This is a genomic window from Shewanella phaeophyticola (genome assembly GCF_025398315.1).
Classification (GTDB): domain Bacteria; phylum Pseudomonadota; class Gammaproteobacteria; order Enterobacterales; family Shewanellaceae; genus Shewanella; species Shewanella phaeophyticola.
In genome coordinates, this window is the sequence record NZ_JAODOQ010000001.1 from 3,082,743 (window position 1) to 3,099,488 (window position 16,746).

The window sequence follows — 16,746 nt, forward strand, 5'->3', positions numbered from 1 at the left end:
CTTAACGTGATGTGGCGATAAATCAAATAATTTACCACCTTGTCTAAAACGTCAAACGAGACGAACAAAAGGTTGATGGATATTAAAGCAACTTTAAGAGGGTCAAATCTTAAAGTTTCATGGCGAATATACCGCCACGTAAAACGGTTACGTCGGCAAACCAAGTGTTTTGCCAATAAATTTTGCTGTTACCTGTGTAAGACATAGTCTTTCTCCTGAATAAAGTTAAGTTGTATAAACCTAGTAAAGCTTGGCTCGGTTCCTTGGAACGTACATTTCTCAAATCCGTTGAGACAACTTGTCACTCAGCTCCTTGGAGGCTATATCCATCCTGGATTAACTAGAGTCGACAATCGCAATGCTTGTCGACGAGAAGAATTATACAAAACTGTAATTTAATTACAAGTATTATTTGCTTAAATTCACAAAAACCTCTCAAAAAGTGATTTTATTACAGATATTTTGTATTAAAACTATGTGCAACTATTGTTTAAAAGTTGTTAACATTGACATTTACACCACATAAACAACATGTTGCAACAAAAAAGTTACAGGATCGTAAATTGTAATAAAGTAACCAATGGGCTAGCGGTTGGCTTACCATATAAGGGATCGCCCTCTACAGCGCTACCTGCAATATCAATATGGGTAAAAGGCAACGCCGTTTGCCCTAGGCCAGATGCGTTAATTAAAAACGCTGCTGGATATTGATGTCCTCGAGCAGTAATTGATGACGGACCGTTATTAGATGACACCACATCAGCAGCACCATTTTTATCTGCCACTTTATCAAAATCCTCAGGACGTAAACGTGACACTTCAAATGGCTCGCCCCATTGCTCACCTGTCTGAGCCAATAACGTTGCTACACCTTGTTTTTTAGCCTCACTATTTTCAACTAATGCCGGATAACCGCCATATGCCCTTACAACATGGCCTGTTAAGGTTGCTACCGAAAACAACTGAGGATTAATTGCGCTTTGTGCTTGAATACGTAAATGCGACAATAAATCGGCAAGCACTAAACGCCCTTCAGCATCGGTATTGCCAATACGCACTCGCATGCCTGCATGGCTGGTAATGATCTCATCTGTTACAAAGGCATCGCTACCAATACTGTTTCTCACCAAACCAAGCTCTGCAACAACCTTTACCCCTTTTGGTTTAATAATGGATAATGCTTTCATTAACCCTGCTACAGCCGCTGCACCGCCTTTATCACGACTCATACCAGCCATTGAGCCAGCCACTTTAATATCCGCTCCACCTGTATCGTAAACCACCCCTTTACCGGCAAAGAATAACGTTTTAGTTATAGTACCTTCACCCACATATTCTAGTTTCACCACTCGAGGGTGATGGCGCGCAACATCAAACGAGCTTCGACCCACTGCGCTTAATAACGGGTAGTCAGTATTTAACAGCTCAACTTGGTCTATGACAGAAACCGCTAATCCACTATCTGCAAAAGCATCCACGCAATATTGGGCAAAGCCTATGGCAGACATTCGCTCAGGTTCGGTACCGCAAAGATCTCGCGCCAGTACTCTTCCTGATTCTGCAGCGTTAATTAACATGCTATGAGATGCGCTATTAAGCAAGCCTATTGCGGTTAAACTTGGTGTTAATGACTTAGCTTCACGCGCTTCTAATGGTTGCCATAACTCTTGCCCACACGCTAAAGCTGCAACTTGTTGTGCATATTGAAAGCGCGTACCACTTACCGCTGGCACAACGAGTAATGGTTTACTGGCACCAGCTGCTTTTGCAATAGCAATTCCCTCACGGGCAGCTTTAGCAAACACACGTACATCATGGTAAGCATTATCAGTATCTGCCACCGGCGAAATAATTAGACGACCACCGGCTAGGCCTGGCGCAAACAGTAAAGTGGCACTTTGGCCAACACGCATATCAATTTGGCTAGCATGGGCAGCCAGTAAATTAATTTCATCTTGTTTAATATCAGCAAGGCTCGGCACAATAACCACCACAGCATCCCATCCTTCACCTTCAAAAATGGCTTCGTCACTGGTGACATCAATGAAAGGTACTTGAAATGCTTGCGCAGTTTGATTTATTTGAGTCATAAAAGTCCTTATTCAACAACAGCGTTATTGGTTCATAATTATTTACAGATTTGTGGAGTAAACATTGGCAAATCGGTGTGGCAATATCAAGTAACACCGCAGAATATGTTAAAATATTCTGATATCTGTCGTATCCGACTGAATTATTCATAGAGGGCGTTTCGTGACTGCATTAACTCAATTATATCCTCAGCCTCTTTGGCAATGGTTTGAACAAATTTGCGCTATTCCACATCCTTCAAAACATGAACAGGCGTTATCGCAACATATCCAGCTATGGGCTATAGCTCAAGGGCTTGCGGTTGTTGAAGACAAAGTAGGCAATTTAATTATTCGTAAGCCTGCTACGCCAGGCATGGAAAATTGCAAAACCGTTGTGCTACAAGCACACATCGATATGGTGCCGCAAAAAAATGCCGACAAAGTGCATAATTTTGAAACCGATCCAATCGAAGCCTATGTTGATGGTGACTGGGTTAAAGCCAGAGGCACAACTTTAGGCTCTGACAACGGGATCGGCATGTCTTCAGCGTTAGCCGTTCTTGGCAGCTCTGACATTAAACATGATTCACTAGAAGTATTACTTACCATTGATGAAGAAGCCGGCATGACAGGTGCTTTTGGCTTAGAGGCAGGTTACCTTGATGCCGACATCCTGATTAACACAGACTCTGAACAAGAGGGTGAAATCTACATGGGATGTGCTGGTGGTGTAGATGCACAAATCAGTGTGCCTATGTCTTGGCAAGCTCCGGAGCAAAGTAATGCGAGCTTCTCATTAACCTTGTCAGGCTTAAAAGGTGGTCACTCTGGGGTTAACATTCACTTGGGTCGTGGTAATGCCAACAAATTACTGGCTCGCTTTTTGTTTAAATACAGTGACGAGTTAGCACTTGAGTTAGTCAGCTTTTCGGGTGGATCTTTACGCAATGCCATACCGCGTGAAGCCAATATTGAATTTATGCTACCAAGCGAAAATCTTGCTGCACTTAATGAGGCTATAGCAAGCTTTCAAGCATTAGTGCGCGCAGAGTTAGCAATTGCTGACCCAGATATGTTACTGACCTTAGCTGAGATTAGCGCACCAGCAAAAGTGATGGGCGAAAATGCACAAAACACCTTAATCGATTTACTTCATGCCAGCCCGAACGGGGTGATCCGCATGAGCGATGAAGTGGAAGGTGTCACCGAAACCTCACTCAATATTGGTGTAATTAGCACCGAAGATGAGAGCGTTGAAGTGTTATGCCTTATTCGTTCATTAATCGACTCTGGCCGTGAAGAAATTGCCGGCACGCTCACGGCATTGGCAAACTTAGCCGGTGCCAGTATTGATTTAAGTGGCGCTTATCCTGGCTGGAAGCCAGACAGTAGTTCACCAGTGATGGCCATTGTGCGTGACACTTATAATGATATTTATAAGAAAGATCCGACTATTATGGTTATCCACGCAGGTCTTGAATGTGGTTTATTTAAAGAGCCTTATCCGCTAATGGATATGGTCTCGATTGTACTTACCATTCGCTACCCACACAGCCCTGATGAAATGGTGAACATCACCACTGTTGGCCAATACTGGGAATTATTATTAGCCGTGCTAGCGCGTATTCCAGCAAAAAATGCCTAATCATAAGTAAATGATTCAATTTAATAATAAAGGCGACTTTGATGTCGCCTTTATTGTTTCTGCGCAATCTAAAATGCTAAGTCGAGCTGAGTCAAATTAGCATCGGCCTCATTGTTGTTAGCCGCAGTCATATCAACTAAGCCTATACTCACACCGATTAACCTTATTCCCCGACCTTCTGCACGTAATAATGCTTGTTCAAGCAGTTGGTAAAACACATTCACCGATATCTCATCACTGCGCTGTTCAATGGTGGTTTGTTTAAAGTCATTAAACTTGAGCTTGACGACTTGCTTGTTCACTATACGGTCTTTAGCGCTGCGTTGTACCCGTGCACTTAATTCCTGGATCAGTTGCGGTAAAACTTGATGGCATTGCTCTAGAGTGAATATATCCTTGGCTAAGGTGGTTTCAACGCCCACCGATTTGCGAACCCTGTGCGGACTAATTTGACGATGATCAATCCCTTGAGACCGCTCAATAAGCACATGGCCAAACTTACCAAAAGCCTCAATGAGTTTGGCTTGGGGATACTGCTGTACATCAAAACACGTTGTTAAGCCAAGATCGGCTAACTTTTGGGTAGTGACTTTGCCCACACCAGGAATTTTGCTTAACGGTAAGTCTTTAACAAAGTCACTAATTTGGTTGGGAGTGATCACATATTGCCCATTAGGTTTGTTTAAATCTGAGGCTATTTTTGCTAAAAACTTAATTGGCGCGACACCAGCAGATGCGGTTAATCCTGTTACCGCAAATATCTCATCGCGTATCGCTTTAGCGATTAAAGTGGCACTGCCTTTTTGTTCGGTGCAATCAGTGACATCAAGGTAGGCTTCATCTAGCGATAACGGCTCAACCAAATCGGTATAACGATGAAAAATTTCGCGTATTTGCCCCGAAACAAATTTATATACATCCATCCGTCCGGGTACCAAAATTAACTGCGGGCAAAGCTGCAAAGCATGATAACTCGACATAGCACTGCGCACACCAAACTGGCGCGCTTCATAACTGCAGGTACTTATCACGCCTCGGCGATCGCTTCTACCACCTACGGCAATGGGTTTTCCTCGTAACTCCGGAAAATCGCGCATTTCAACGGCAGCATAGTAACAATCCATATCGATGTGAATGATTTTACGCATTCTTAAACCGTCACTGAATAATTCAACTGATTTTATATTACTGTATATAAAAACAGTATTCAATCGATCGGAAACAAAAAAGCCCAAACAACAGTTGGGCTTTTGAGTAGTTTACATGGCATAAAGCAATCAATTACATTTGCTTTTGTAGATAGTTTTGCAAACCTACACGGTCAATTAAACGTAATTGCTTTTCTAACCAGTACATGTGATCTGATTCAGTGTCATCTAACAATACTTCTAAGATTTCACGGGTTTGATAATCGGCTTTTTCTTCGCACAGTTTTATAACTCGACGTAAATCGTCTGCAACTTTGTATTCGTAATCTAGGTCATTTTTTAGCATTTCTTGCACATCTTTACCGATGTTTAATGCTTCACGACTAGCAACATCTGGAGTGCCTTCTAAAAACAAAATGCGCTGAACAAGCTTTGCCGCGTGTAATTTTTCGTCATCAGACTCATGCAAAATACGGGTATATAATTCGTTAAATCCCCAATCTTCGTACATATGAGCATGAACAAAATACTGATCCATTGCTGATAGTTCGCCAGCTAACAGTAGGTTTAGGGCGTCGATAACTTCTGGATTGCCTTTCATGATAAATCCTATTAGTCGTTAATTTGTGATTGAAGATAGTTTTGAATACCGGTTTGGACGATGAGCCCTTGTTGTGACTCAATCCAATCTAAATGTTCTTCTTCGTCTTCGAGCAGCTCTTCAAGCATGTCACGGCTGACATAGTCTTGCTCTGTTTCGCATACATTAATCGCTTCTCGCAATATGGCAATTTGTTCAGTGACGGCAGCCATATCACAGCTGAGCATTTCTTCTGCATCTTCGCCAATACGCAACTTGTCTAATTGTTGTAAGTTAGGCAAACCTTCAAGAAACAATACTCGTTCAATCAACTTGTCAGCATGCTTCATGTCTTCAATCGATTTTTTGTACTCTTTTTCATTTAGCTTTTCTAGGCTCCAATGTTTAAACATGCGTGCATGTAAAAAATACTGGTTAATAGCCGTTAGCTCACACGTCAGTACACGGTTGAGTTGACTGATGACTTTAGGATGACCTTTCATAGTAATGTCCCTTGGTGAATAATTTGATCTCGATCAATTTTAAATAGCATAAAACACTGTAGAGGCAAACGCAAATTTTACTTTAATTTCATAAACTTACAATTGATAACCATTATCATTATAACTAAGATTTGTAACTCTAGTGTGATAAAACGGCCACAAAAAAAGCCTTCAAAATGAAGGCTCTTTACATTGTAAGCATTAGCTGAGGTCAAAAAGATTAAATAATTCGGTTTTGATTCAGCATCTCTTTGCGCTGTTGTTCTTTTTGCATGCGAAGTTTACGCGCATCACATGGATTGTCACAATCACAGGCTTTTTCAATACCCAGTACACCCAAGCCACCACAGCTGCCTTCTACCGCTTTCTTTTTCACGATATAGCCAACAGACATTAACAAGAAAAATAATAACAACACCACAAACGCTGCTAAAAATGTACTCATAAACAACTCCAATTAACTCAATTTTAGGCCTGACGTAAAAATCAGTAATATAACCCTATTTTACATATGCTTTAAAAGCATCACTGTAATAGACCTGAAAACCTTGATCTTGCTTTTCAATCAGCATTATTGCTAAATTTTTCTCTTTAGCAAGCGCCAACGAAGCTTGTGTACCTAACACCATCATGGCAGTGGCATATCCATCTGCGGTCATACAACTAGAGTGTAGCACGGTTGCAGAGGCAAGTTTATGCTTAATAGGATATCCGTTACGAGGATCGATTAAATGTGAAAAACGTTCACCGTTTTCCTCATAAAAGTTACGATAATCGCCTGACGTTGCCATTGACATGGTACCGGGTTCGATCACTTGCTGCACGGCCTGACCGCCATCTGTAGGCTGTTCAACTGCAATGCGCCATGCGCTACCATCGCCTTTTTTGCCTTTTACGTTTAGCTCACCGCCAATTTCAACCAAATAACCACTGGCCTGATACTTGTCTAAAATAGAAGCAATTTTATCAACGCCAAAACCTTTGGCTATCGATGATAAATCAACATACAAATCTGCATTATGCTTAACTAAAGTTTGCCCTTTAATGGCCAGCTCACTGATACCCATTTTGGCTTTCGCGGCATCGATTTGCGCTTGCGTAGGCACTGTTGTTGGCCTTTTGTCTGGATCAAAGCCCCATAAGTTCACTATCGGCTCTAAGGTAATGTCTAATGCCCCGTCCGTGTCTTGATATAAGCGTATGCCTTCGTTAACAACTTTGAGTGTATCTGCAGAGACTTTAACGCTTTGTTGTACTTGTAATTGATTAAATTTAGATAATTCAGAATCATTGCGGTACGTCGACATTTGATCGTTAACCACTTCTAACGCCATGTCGATCTCAGCTTGCAATAATTGCGCCTCAGGCAAGTTGTCGCCAGGCACCACTTTAACATGATAAGTGATCCCCATCGTACTGCCAGATAGCGTAATAATGGGCTCTGGTGAGCTGCAAGCACTCATGCCCAGTAACAATAATGATGTAATTAATAACTTGATAGCGTTTACGGTCATTTCATATTTACACTGGTTGATGAATAAAAAAATTGCAGCTTGCAGACCTGTGTTAAACACCCTGTCTGCATTGCTGCAATTTCATGACTTACTTGTCAATATTTTAGGCTAACAAATTAGCCACCGAAATCATCAAGTAAGATGTTTTCGTCTTCAACGCCTAAGTCTTTTAGCATACCAATTACGGCAGCGTTCATCATTGGAGGTGCACACATGTAGAACTCACAATCTTCTGGCGCATCGTGGTCACGTAAATAGTTTTCGTACAATACGTTATGAATAAAGCCAGTGTAACCCGTCCAATTATCTTCAGCTTGCGGATCAGATAACGCAACATGCCACTTAAAGTTATCATTTTCAGCTGCTAGGCCGTCAAAGTCTTCAACGTAGAACATTTCACGCTTAGAACGCGCACCGTACCAGAAGCTCATTTTACGTTTTGATTTAAGACGCTTTAATTGGTCAAAAATGTGTGAACGCATGGGTGCCATACCAGCACCACCACCAATAAAGACCATTTCTGCATCGGTATCTTTAGCGAAGAACTCACCAAATGGATCAGAAATAGTCACTTTATCGCCAGCTTTTAGGCTCCAAATGTACGAAGACATTTTACCACAAGGTAGGGTTAAATTACGTGGCGGTGGCGTAGCAATACGCACGTTCAACATAATAATCCCAAATTCTTCTGGGTAGTTAGCCATTGAGTATGCACGAATGGTTTCTTCGTCTACTTTTGACTCTAACTTGAAGAAACCAAAGTGTTCCCAGTCGCCACGGTATTGTTCAGGTACGTCAAACTCAGCATATTTAACATGATGAGCTGGCGCTTCAATCTGAATATAACCACCAGCGCGGAAAGGCACTGATTCGCCATCAGGGATTTGCAGCTTAAGTTCTTTAATGAACGTTGCTTTGTTATCGTTAGAGATAACTTCACATTCCCATTTCTTGATGCCGAAGATTTCTTCGTCAAGCTCGATTTCCATGTCAGTTTTAACGTTAACTTGACAAGATAAACGACAACCTTGACGTGCTTCACCTTTGCTAATGTGATCAAGTTCAGTTGGTAAAATATCGCCACCACCTGATTTGATGTTTACGCGACACTGACCACATGAGCCACCGCCACCACACGCGCTTGATACAAAAATACCGTTGTCTGCTAATACGCCAAGTAACTTGCCGCCTGCACCTGTTTTAATTGCTTTATCTGTGTCGCCGTTGATACCAATAGTGATATCACCGCTGGCTACTAGTTTTGATTTAGCGAATAAAATCACTAATACCAACACTAATACAATCACAGTAAACATACTCACACCTAGATAAACATCTATTGGAGTAGATTCAAGAATACCCATTCACTTATCCTTAAAGGTTCAAATTAATGCGTCGTCTCAGTGCTCTTAAAGAGAAACACCAGAGAATGACATGAAACCTAGAGCCATAAGACCTGCAGTAACAAAGGTAATACCTAAGCCACGTAAGCCATTTGGCACGTCAGAATATTTCATCTTTTCGCGAATACCGGCCAGCAATACAATTGCTAATGCCCAACCAATACCAGAGCCGATACCAAATACCACGCTCTCGCCTAAGTTGTAATCTCGCTCTACCATGAAAGATACTGCACCAAAAATTGCACAGTTCACGGTAATCAAAGGTAAGAAAATACCTAACGCGTTGTACAAAGGTGGGAAATATTTGTCTAACGCCATTTCCAAAATTTGTACAAGTGCTGCAATCACACCGATAAAGGTGATGAACTTCAAGAAGCTCAAATCAGCATCTGGTACGCCAGCCCAAGCTAAAGCACCAGGAGCAAGTAAACCTTGATAAATAATTTGGTTAGCAGGAACCGAGATAGCCAATACCACGATAACTGCAACACCTAGGCCATCGCAGTAGTCACTTTTTTAGACACAGCTAAAAAAGTACACATACCTAAGAAGAACGCTAGCGCCATGTTTTCAATGAAAACGGAGCGAATTAATAAACTAATATAATGTTCCATTGCGTTTATCCTTTTGCTTCAACTTGCTCTGGCTTATAAGTACGGATCATCCAGATCAAACCACCGATCAAGAAGAACGCACTAGGTGGAAGCAGTAATAAGCCGTTAGGCTGATACCAACCACCGTCAGAGATTTTACTGAGGATTTCTACGCCAAATAATGAACCATTACCGAATAATTCACGAATAAAGCCTACTGATAATAAGATAGCACCGTAACCCAAACCGTTACCGATACCGTCCATAAAGCTCATCAAAGGAGGCGTCTTCATTGCATAAGCTTCAGCACGACCCATTACAATACAGTTAGTAATAATCAAACCGACGAAAACCGATAACTGTTTAGAAATCCCGTATGCATAAGCTTGTAATACTTGATCAACTACGATTACTAAAGAAGCAATAATCGTCATCTGCACAATAATACGTACACTGCTTGGAATATGATTACGAATAAGTGAGATAAACAGGTTAGAAAACGCTGTTACCGCTGTTAGTGCTATTGTCATTACCAACGCTGTTTCCAGCTTAGTCGTAACAGCAAGCGCACTACACACACCCAAAATTTGCAATGCAATTGGGTTGTTATTGATAATCGAGTCCAGTCAGAACCTGTTTAAGTTCTTTAACGTCAGCCATTAGCTTACCCCTCCGTTGCGTGCTTTAGCGATAAAGCTTGCAAAGCCTTCTTTACCTAACCAAAATTGCAATGAATGTTGTACGCCGTTACTGGTTAATGTTGCACCAGATAATGCATCCACACCGTAAACAGTGCTCGCCACTGCAGGATTTTTGGTTACATTGATAGCCAAGTCGCCTTGCTCATCGAATAACTGTTTACCTTTCCACAACGCTTTCCATTTAGGGTTTTCAACTTCACCACCTAAACCCGGCGTTTCAGCTTGGTCATAATACACCAAGCCTTGAATCGTGTTTAAGTCAGCTTCTAAAGCCAAAAATGCATACATGGTTGACCACAAACCGTAACCGTGAACGGGTAAAATAACACTGGTTAACTTGCCAGCATCATCACGCACCAAGTACACAACAGCGGTGTCAGCTACGCGCTTAATCGAAGCAATGTCGTTTTCAGGAATCGACGAAGTTGCTACATCACGTGATGCTTTACGTTGATCGTAAGTATTGGCGTCACCTTCAACAAACTCACCTGTTGCAAGATCAACTAAACGTGCTTCAACATACTTGTCATAAGTGGTCAGAATATCTTGCTTAGTGACATTACCTTCTTTGGTATTGATAAGGCTTGCCGATTCAAGAATATACTTTTGCTTATCTAGCAGTTTGTTTTCTAACTGAGTCGGTTTTAACAACACAGCTGCTGTCGATACCAATACAGAACAAACAAGACATAAGCCGACAACAACAAATAGCGTTCTACCGAACGAATCTTTATTACTAGCCACGAGCAATCCTCCGCTTGATATTTGCCTGTACAACGAAGTGGTCAAATAAAGGAGCAAAAAGGTTAGCAAACAAAATAGCTAACATCATGCCTTCTGGGAACGCAGGGTTAATCACACGGATAAACACTACCATCGCACCGATTAAGAAACCGTAAGCCCATTTAGCGGTATTAGTGAACGACGCAGAAACCGGGTCAGTCGCCATAAACATCATACCGAATGCAAAACCACCTAATACGAGGTGCCAGTGCCAAGGCATTGCAAACATTGGGTTAGTATTACTACCGATAAAGTTTAGCAATGTTGCAATCGCAATCATACCTAACAGTACGCCACCCACAATGCGCCATGACGCGATGCGAGCATAAATGATCACTAAACCACCAAGCAAAATAGCAAAGGTTGATACCTCACCTACAGAACCCGGAATAAAGCCCATAAAGGCGTCCATCCAGTTTGCATTTGAGCTGTAATCAAATGTGCCTTGTGCGGCTTGGCTTAATGCGGTTGCACCTGAAAACCCATCAGCAACAACCCAAGAGGTGTCGCCAGACATGCTTAATGGATATGCAAAGAACAAGAAGGCACGGCCCGCTAATGCTGGGTTTAAGAAGTTACGGCCTGTACCGCCGAAGATTTCTTTTGCTACCACCACACCAAAGGTAATACCTAATGCCACCATCCATAATGGAATCGTTGCCGGTAAGGTTAACGCAAACAGCACAGATGTAACGAAGAAACCTTCGTTAACTTCATGACCACGCACCGAGGCAAATAGCACTTCCCAGAAACCGCCGACAATAAATGTCACTGCGTATATCGGTAGGAAGAAGCAGGCACCATAAAACATCAGCGATGCAATACCTGAATCTGCAGTAAGCTGTGCACCAAATAATTCAAATAGGCCAACCTGCCAAACGTCAGGCGTACCGAAATTGGCGGCCATTGCGATTTGTGCTTGTAAGCCTACGTTGTACATACCAAAAAACATGGCAGGAAACGTACAGGCCCAAACAGTAATCATCATACGTTTTAGGTCAAGGTTATCGCGAACATGAGTTGAACCATGGTTCACTTTACCTGGAGTGTAAAATACCGTGGCTGCCGCTTCATAAAGGGCATACCACTTTTCGTACTTACCGCCTTTTTCAAATTGCGGTTCAATACGCTCGATAAAATCTTTCAAGCTCATTAGCCTTCCCTCTCGATCGTATCTAAACAGTCACGTAAATATGAAGCGTAGTCATACTTACCTGGACATACGAACGTACACAATGCCAAATCTTCTTCGTCCAACTCTAATGCGCCTAAACGAGCTGCACCATCAAAGTCCCCAGAGACAAGATCACGAAGTAGCATGGTAGGTAGAATGTCTAAAGGCATCACGCGTTCGTAGTTACCAATTGGTACCATTGCACGATCTGAACCGCCAGTACTGGTGGTCATGTTAAACAAACGTGATGGGCTTAGGTGACCTAAAAATGCACGAGTGATAGAAAACTTGTTGGCACCAGGCATAGCCCAACCAAACAATTCTTTCTCAGTGCCTTCTTCAAGTACACTCACCTGTTGATGGTAGCGCCCCAGATAACCATGAGGTCCTACTGCTGTGCGGCCATTTAATACAGAACCAGACACAACACGCACACTTTCACCTACTGTTTCATTAGCAGTAAGCTCAGTCATGCTTGCACCTAACACGGTACGTACTAAACGAGGTTGTTTTGCTTTAGAGGCCGCCAATTGCCACTACACGCTCGGTGTTTAATACACCTTGAGTAAATAGCTGGCCAATTGCAATCACGTCTTGGTAACCGACATGCCACACACTACGAGTAGCAGATGCATTAAGTACGTGATGAATGTGGGTACCCACTAAACCTGCAGGGTGTTTACCCGCAAACTCTTCAACTTGAGCGTTAGCTGCAGGGATATCAGCACCAGGCGCTTTACATAGGTAAACTTTACCTTCAGTTAATCGTGCTAACACCTTAAGGCCATTAGCAAAATCGTCTTTATGTTCAGCGATGACTACCACAGGATCGGCAGCAAGAGGTTGAGTATCTATTGCAGTAACGAAAATACCTGCTGCTGTAGCATCTACGGCGGGCACTTTACTGAAAGGGCGAGTACGTAATGCAGTCCACAAACCTGATTCAATCAGATTATCGCGAACGGCTTGTACATCTAACGTGTCTAATTTGTCTGCATCATATTGAGCAAAAGCAACGTTATCGTCACCTTCTACTGCAATAACAACAGATTGAAGTACACGTCTTGCACCTCGGTTGATTTCTAAAATAGTACCACTGGCTAAAGCCGTATATTTAACGCCTAAATTCTTTTTATCTTCAAAAAGAACCTGGCCTTTTTGTACTTTATCGCCCACTTTGATCTTCATCGTTGGACGTAAGCCAATATACTCTTCACCCAAAGTAGCTACGTGTCCAATGGCTGAAGTCATTATGGATAACTTGCTCTGGTCCGCCTGCTATAGGCAGTTCCAATCCTTTCTTAATTGTAATCATATCCACAAGCACTACGTTTGAAGGAAAGACAATGCGCCACGTTCCGCTACAAAAACAAAGTATTAACAAATACTTGCCATTTGAGCTAGCGCAGATTTAACACGGAAATGCGATCGAAATCACGCTGGTCGCGCGCATTTTACCGTAAATATGAGACTATCGCCACGAAAATAATAGGTGTTTTCAAACCAATGCCCTCGCGAATCGGCAACATTTAACTCAAATTTAATAAATAACAGCACAATACAAAAAGATAATGGCTATTTTTTGATTTGGCATACTATAGCATTAATTTTTATAGAAATAATTTATATCATTTAACCGCAGCCAAACACACAATAGCCCAAGCATAAATGTGCTTGGGCTATTGATATAGGCTTAAAGATTTAACAAATTTCTCTCTAAGAATTATTAAAAACGAGCTTGATACCCTAAATACGCGGTCATTTCTGATTGGGCTTGAAGGCCTGCTAATGTCCGATTGGCGACTAAGGTTTCGTCAAATAGATTTTCAACTCGTAAATACACTTCGTGCTGCTGAGTAATACTGTAAGTTGCAGCTAAATTGACTTTCCATTGGCTGTCGATTGGCTCAATCGCGGCAAGGTTGCCTTCATATTCTAATTCTGATTGAAACAGCGCCTGTGCCATTACAGATACATCACCCACGACGACACCAGAGCTGAAACTAAACTGCTGCTTAGGTACCCAGGGTAATTGGCTGTCGCCGTCAAAGCACCCATTGGTATTTGAGCAATATCCAATATCTGTTTCGGCTTGGGTGTATTGATATTTTGCTTTAAATGGAATCGAAAAACTGTCAAACGCTAGGCTATACTCAGCCGATAAGTCGATGCCTGTGACCGTCACATCTTCGATGTTTTCTTGCAATGCAATTTGCTCATAATCGCAAATCATGCCAAACATACAACCAATATGTTGATTATCGTAATCATGCAAATAGGCTGTCATTGCCAACGCGAGAGTATCTTGTTGATACGCTACTGAAAGTTGATATTGCAACGCTTCTTGGGCGCTTTGTTGTAAATTACCCGCTGAAGCCGCTGTCCAGGCTTGTTTAGCCTGTAATGCTGCAGACCAGGCTCCTGTAGTGTAAGCCACTTCAATTGAAGGCATCCAACCATCGTCAGAAAAGTCAGCTTCAGTAACATCATAATCATCACTAACATCGCGAGACACACTGACATGCTCATAACCCAGACCAAGGTTTATCGACCAGTCACCATAATTTAATTTTGCATCCACAGCAGATGAAAATGCCGAAGCATCATCGGTGTAAACGGCAAACGCTTCTTTATCACTGGCAGAGGTTAATGATAAATCTTGATTCCATAACCAATCTTGGCCGCCTAATTCCATTTCGGCTTTGTCAGTATGATAACGAGCGCTATAAGTCACTTGATGTTGGCCATACATATTCACGCCTTTAGTTTGCACACCAAAACCCGCAAAGTCGTTATCTTGCGATAAGGCGCCTAAGTTCATGCCATCAGTGGTTGGATTGACTTCAAATGCGGCAATGTTGCTTAACAGGAGTGAATTAATAGTGTCGCCATCAACATACAACATGTCGACGGTTTTTTGTGAATAGGTTTGGTAATAAAAGTCGGTATCAACTGTTGAGGTTTTCGACAAATAAAGCTTATGGGCTAACACATAACGATTACGCTCTGTTTCTTCCATATCAATATTGGCAGCAGAATAAAGTTTGCCAGGGTCCTGGTCAAAATCAGTGTTGGTTAAACCAAGCGAGCCGATGTCGCTATCTTTACTCGAGTATTGATAGCTAAACTCGGTGGTTTGTTTGTTTGTTGCACCAGGTAAGCTGTCGGCGGTAATTTTAAACATTAGGTCAGTTTGGGTTGCGTCTGCATCGCGATCAACTTGATAACCTACTTCATCTGATGCCGATTGATAATCAAGCGCTAAAAGCATGCCGTATTCTTTGGTGGTTCCGCTAGCGATCCCACCGACACTAAAGTCGCTGTTATCGCTCATTTCTACGTTAAACTCACCTGCATTCTTTTTTGGACTAATTGCAGCAGATTGATATTCAAGCTTACCAAATGAAGCTTCCGAGCCGTCGACAATACTGGTCATACTCGACAAGGTGACACTCTGCTGATGCAGCATATTAGGTTGAATCACTAAATGTTGACCAGAATAAGGTGCCGGAGAAAAGAAAATACCATCTTGCATAACCGCCACGCCGTCTGACACACCGCGATGCATTAATTCAACGTCTTCACTTGTTGCTGTCGGAAGCACTGTTGCACCTGTTAACCCAACAGCGATATCACTTTGACGATAATGAAACGCGGTTTGAGTAGATTGTTTTAACTCGAGGTGATTATTTGCCTTATCAATTGATTCTGTCACCGTTTCGGCGACGGCATCAGAAGACTGACAAGCAAAAAGGACTGCAACGGCAATCAATGACAGGCTAAATGGATGGTTAGACATGGTTATCTCCGTATATTTGTCTGGTCAAGCCAAAATAAACATCATATTTGTTATTATGCCAATACAATAACGGTTTCAGTGACATAAAAACAGCATACCGATAACGTTTCCCCCATAAAATGCAATTTTATTAACAAAAAAAAGCGGCCGAAGCCGCTTTTTTACTGTTAGGTAAATGTTTAGAGGTTACCTAAAATCTCATCACTCAACTTTAAGTCATCATTTAAATTGACACTAACACCTGCAGCGATAATCATTCGGGCAATGTCTTGCGCTTCAGTAAGCGAATGCATCTCATAAGTACCACATTGGTATTCATTAAGTTCTGGAATGTCTTTTTGCTCAACCACATTGGTCACATCACCCATTGCAGCAAGCCATGCATCAGCGACAGCACTCTCTGTTGGCTGACCAATTAAACTCATATAAAAACCGGTACGACAGCCCATTGGCGAAATATCGATAATCTCAACACCATCACCATTTAAATGATCACGCATAAAACCAGCAAATAAATGCTCCAACGTATGAATTCCACGCTCGCTTAAAATATCTTTATTGGGTGCGCAAAAACGTAAGTCAAACACGGTAATCGCGTCGCCGCTTGGCGTGCTCATGTGTTTTGCAACGCGCACAGCTGGAGCATTCATACGAGTATGATCTACGGTAAAACTGTCTAATAAAGGCATTGCTTTCTCCCAGAATATAAAATGATGTTGACAATATACGATCGAATAACGAAATAGTATCACTTATCTGCTAACGTCACAGCCTGAGTTTTTATCGTTTTATTCATCTTAAGAACGATTGATCTTGCAAGGTTATTTTGAC

Annotated in this window: 12 protein-coding genes and 3 pseudogenes; 1 reads left to right on the forward strand and 14 read right to left on the reverse strand. The window is 42.0% G+C overall.

Annotation, left to right across the window (positions count from 1 at the left end):
• Nucleotides 1-548 precede the first annotated feature (548 nt).
• Nucleotides 549-2,090 carry a M17 family metallopeptidase gene (locus N4T56_RS14255; protein ID WP_261733675.1) on the reverse strand — a complete coding sequence of 514 codons (1,542 nt, stop codon included), beginning with the start codon at nucleotides 2,088-2,090 and terminating at the stop codon, nucleotides 549-551.
• Nucleotides 2,091-2,253: 163 nt separating this feature from the next.
• On the opposite strand from N4T56_RS14255, the gene N4T56_RS14260 reads away from it, so the two are divergent.
• Nucleotides 2,254-3,717 (forward strand): aminoacyl-histidine dipeptidase, encoded by a 1,464-nt coding sequence (locus N4T56_RS14260; RefSeq protein ID WP_261733676.1) that lies wholly within the window; start codon nucleotides 2,254-2,256, stop codon nucleotides 3,715-3,717.
• Nucleotides 3,718-3,785: 68 nt separating this feature from the next.
• Here N4T56_RS14260 and dinB read toward each other — a convergent pair whose 3' ends face one another.
• From dinB to luxS, 13 genes and pseudogenes are all read right to left on the reverse strand, one after another.
• Nucleotides 3,786-4,865 carry a DNA polymerase IV gene (gene dinB / locus N4T56_RS14265; RefSeq protein WP_261733677.1) on the reverse strand — a complete coding sequence of 360 codons (1,080 nt, stop codon included), beginning with the start codon at nucleotides 4,863-4,865 and terminating at the stop codon, nucleotides 3,786-3,788.
• A 133-nt stretch (nucleotides 4,866-4,998) separates the two neighbouring features.
• Nucleotides 4,999-5,466, reverse strand: a complete 468-nt coding sequence (gene bfr / locus N4T56_RS14270) for a bacterioferritin (protein WP_261733678.1) — start codon at nucleotides 5,464-5,466, stop codon at nucleotides 4,999-5,001.
• Nucleotides 5,467-5,477: 11 nt separating this feature from the next.
• The gene (gene bfr / locus N4T56_RS14275; protein WP_261733679.1) at nucleotides 5,478-5,948 is read right to left on the reverse strand and encodes a bacterioferritin; all 471 of its coding nucleotides are present in this window, start codon (nucleotides 5,946-5,948) and stop codon (nucleotides 5,478-5,480) included.
• A 220-nt stretch (nucleotides 5,949-6,168) separates the two neighbouring features.
• Nucleotides 6,169-6,393 carry a (Na+)-NQR maturation NqrM gene (gene nqrM / locus N4T56_RS14280; protein WP_261733680.1) on the reverse strand — a complete coding sequence of 75 codons (225 nt, stop codon included), beginning with the start codon at nucleotides 6,391-6,393 and terminating at the stop codon, nucleotides 6,169-6,171.
• Between the two features lie 55 nt (nucleotides 6,394-6,448).
• Nucleotides 6,449-7,462 carry an FAD:protein FMN transferase gene (locus N4T56_RS14285; RefSeq protein WP_261733681.1) on the reverse strand — a complete coding sequence of 338 codons (1,014 nt, stop codon included), beginning with the start codon at nucleotides 7,460-7,462 and terminating at the stop codon, nucleotides 6,449-6,451.
• Nucleotides 7,463-7,578: 116 nt separating this feature from the next.
• Nucleotides 7,579-8,826 (reverse strand): NADH:ubiquinone reductase (Na(+)-transporting) subunit F, encoded by a 1,248-nt coding sequence (nqrF, locus tag N4T56_RS14290; RefSeq protein ID WP_261733682.1) that lies wholly within the window; start codon nucleotides 8,824-8,826, stop codon nucleotides 7,579-7,581.
• Nucleotides 8,827-8,871: 45 nt separating this feature from the next.
• Nucleotides 8,872-9,479 (reverse strand): annotated as a pseudogene (nqrE, locus tag N4T56_RS14295) (NADH:ubiquinone reductase (Na(+)-transporting) subunit E).
• Nucleotides 9,480-9,484: 5 nt separating this feature from the next.
• Nucleotides 9,485-10,118: pseudogene (locus N4T56_RS14300) on the reverse strand (NADH:ubiquinone reductase (Na(+)-transporting) subunit D).
• Nucleotides 10,118-10,903 carry a Na(+)-translocating NADH-quinone reductase subunit C gene (locus N4T56_RS14305; protein ID WP_261733683.1) on the reverse strand — a complete coding sequence of 262 codons (786 nt, stop codon included), beginning with the start codon at nucleotides 10,901-10,903 and terminating at the stop codon, nucleotides 10,118-10,120. The pseudogene N4T56_RS14300 and the gene N4T56_RS14305 overlap by 1 nt, the downstream one beginning before the upstream one ends.
• Entirely contained in the window at nucleotides 10,896-12,095 is a 1,200-nt protein-coding gene (locus N4T56_RS14310) for an NADH:ubiquinone reductase (Na(+)-transporting) subunit B (protein ID WP_261733684.1), read from the reverse strand. The genes N4T56_RS14305 and N4T56_RS14310 overlap by 8 nt, the downstream gene beginning before the upstream one ends.
• A pseudogene (locus N4T56_RS14315) lies at nucleotides 12,095-13,431 on the reverse strand (Na(+)-translocating NADH-quinone reductase subunit A). Before N4T56_RS14315 ends, N4T56_RS14310 begins: the two are co-directional and overlap by 1 nt.
• A 411-nt stretch (nucleotides 13,432-13,842) precedes the next feature.
• Nucleotides 13,843-15,915, reverse strand: a complete 2,073-nt coding sequence (locus tag N4T56_RS14320) for a TonB-dependent receptor (protein WP_261733685.1) — start codon at nucleotides 15,913-15,915, stop codon at nucleotides 13,843-13,845.
• A gap of 179 nt (nucleotides 15,916-16,094) precedes the next feature.
• Nucleotides 16,095-16,604, reverse strand: coding sequence for an S-ribosylhomocysteine lyase (gene luxS, locus N4T56_RS14325; protein ID WP_188926516.1), 510 nt, complete (start codon nucleotides 16,602-16,604; stop codon nucleotides 16,095-16,097).
• Nucleotides 16,605-16,746: the final 142 nt, after the last annotated feature.

What these genes read in the sequence shown, in the direction of transcription:
- N4T56_RS14255 (WP_261733675.1), bottom strand. Translation starts at nt 2,090, where the DNA reads ATGACTCAAATAAATCAAACTGCGCAAGCATTTCAAGTACCTTTCATT.
- dinB (WP_261733677.1), bottom strand. Translation starts at nt 4,865, where the DNA reads ATGCGTAAAATCATTCACATCGATATGGATTGTTACTATGCTGCCGTT.
- bfr (WP_261733678.1), bottom strand. Translation starts at nt 5,466, where the DNA reads ATGAAAGGCAATCCAGAAGTTATCGACGCCCTAAACCTACTGTTAGCT.
- bfr (WP_261733679.1), bottom strand. Translation starts at nt 5,948, where the DNA reads ATGAAAGGTCATCCTAAAGTCATCAGTCAACTCAACCGTGTACTGACG.
- nqrM (WP_261733680.1), bottom strand. Translation starts at nt 6,393, where the DNA reads ATGAGTACATTTTTAGCAGCGTTTGTGGTGTTGTTATTATTTTTCTTG.
- N4T56_RS14285 (WP_261733681.1), bottom strand. Translation starts at nt 7,462, where the DNA reads ATGACCGTAAACGCTATCAAGTTATTAATTACATCATTATTGTTACTG.
- nqrF (WP_261733682.1), bottom strand. Translation starts at nt 8,826, where the DNA reads ATGGGTATTCTTGAATCTACTCCAATAGATGTTTATCTAGGTGTGAGT.
- N4T56_RS14310 (WP_261733684.1), bottom strand. Translation starts at nt 12,095, where the DNA reads ATGAGCTTGAAAGATTTTATCGAGCGTATTGAACCGCAATTTGAAAAA.
- N4T56_RS14320 (WP_261733685.1), bottom strand. Translation starts at nt 15,915, where the DNA reads ATGTCTAACCATCCATTTAGCCTGTCATTGATTGCCGTTGCAGTCCTT.
- luxS (WP_188926516.1), bottom strand. Translation starts at nt 16,604, where the DNA reads ATGCCTTTATTAGACAGTTTTACCGTAGATCATACTCGTATGAATGCT.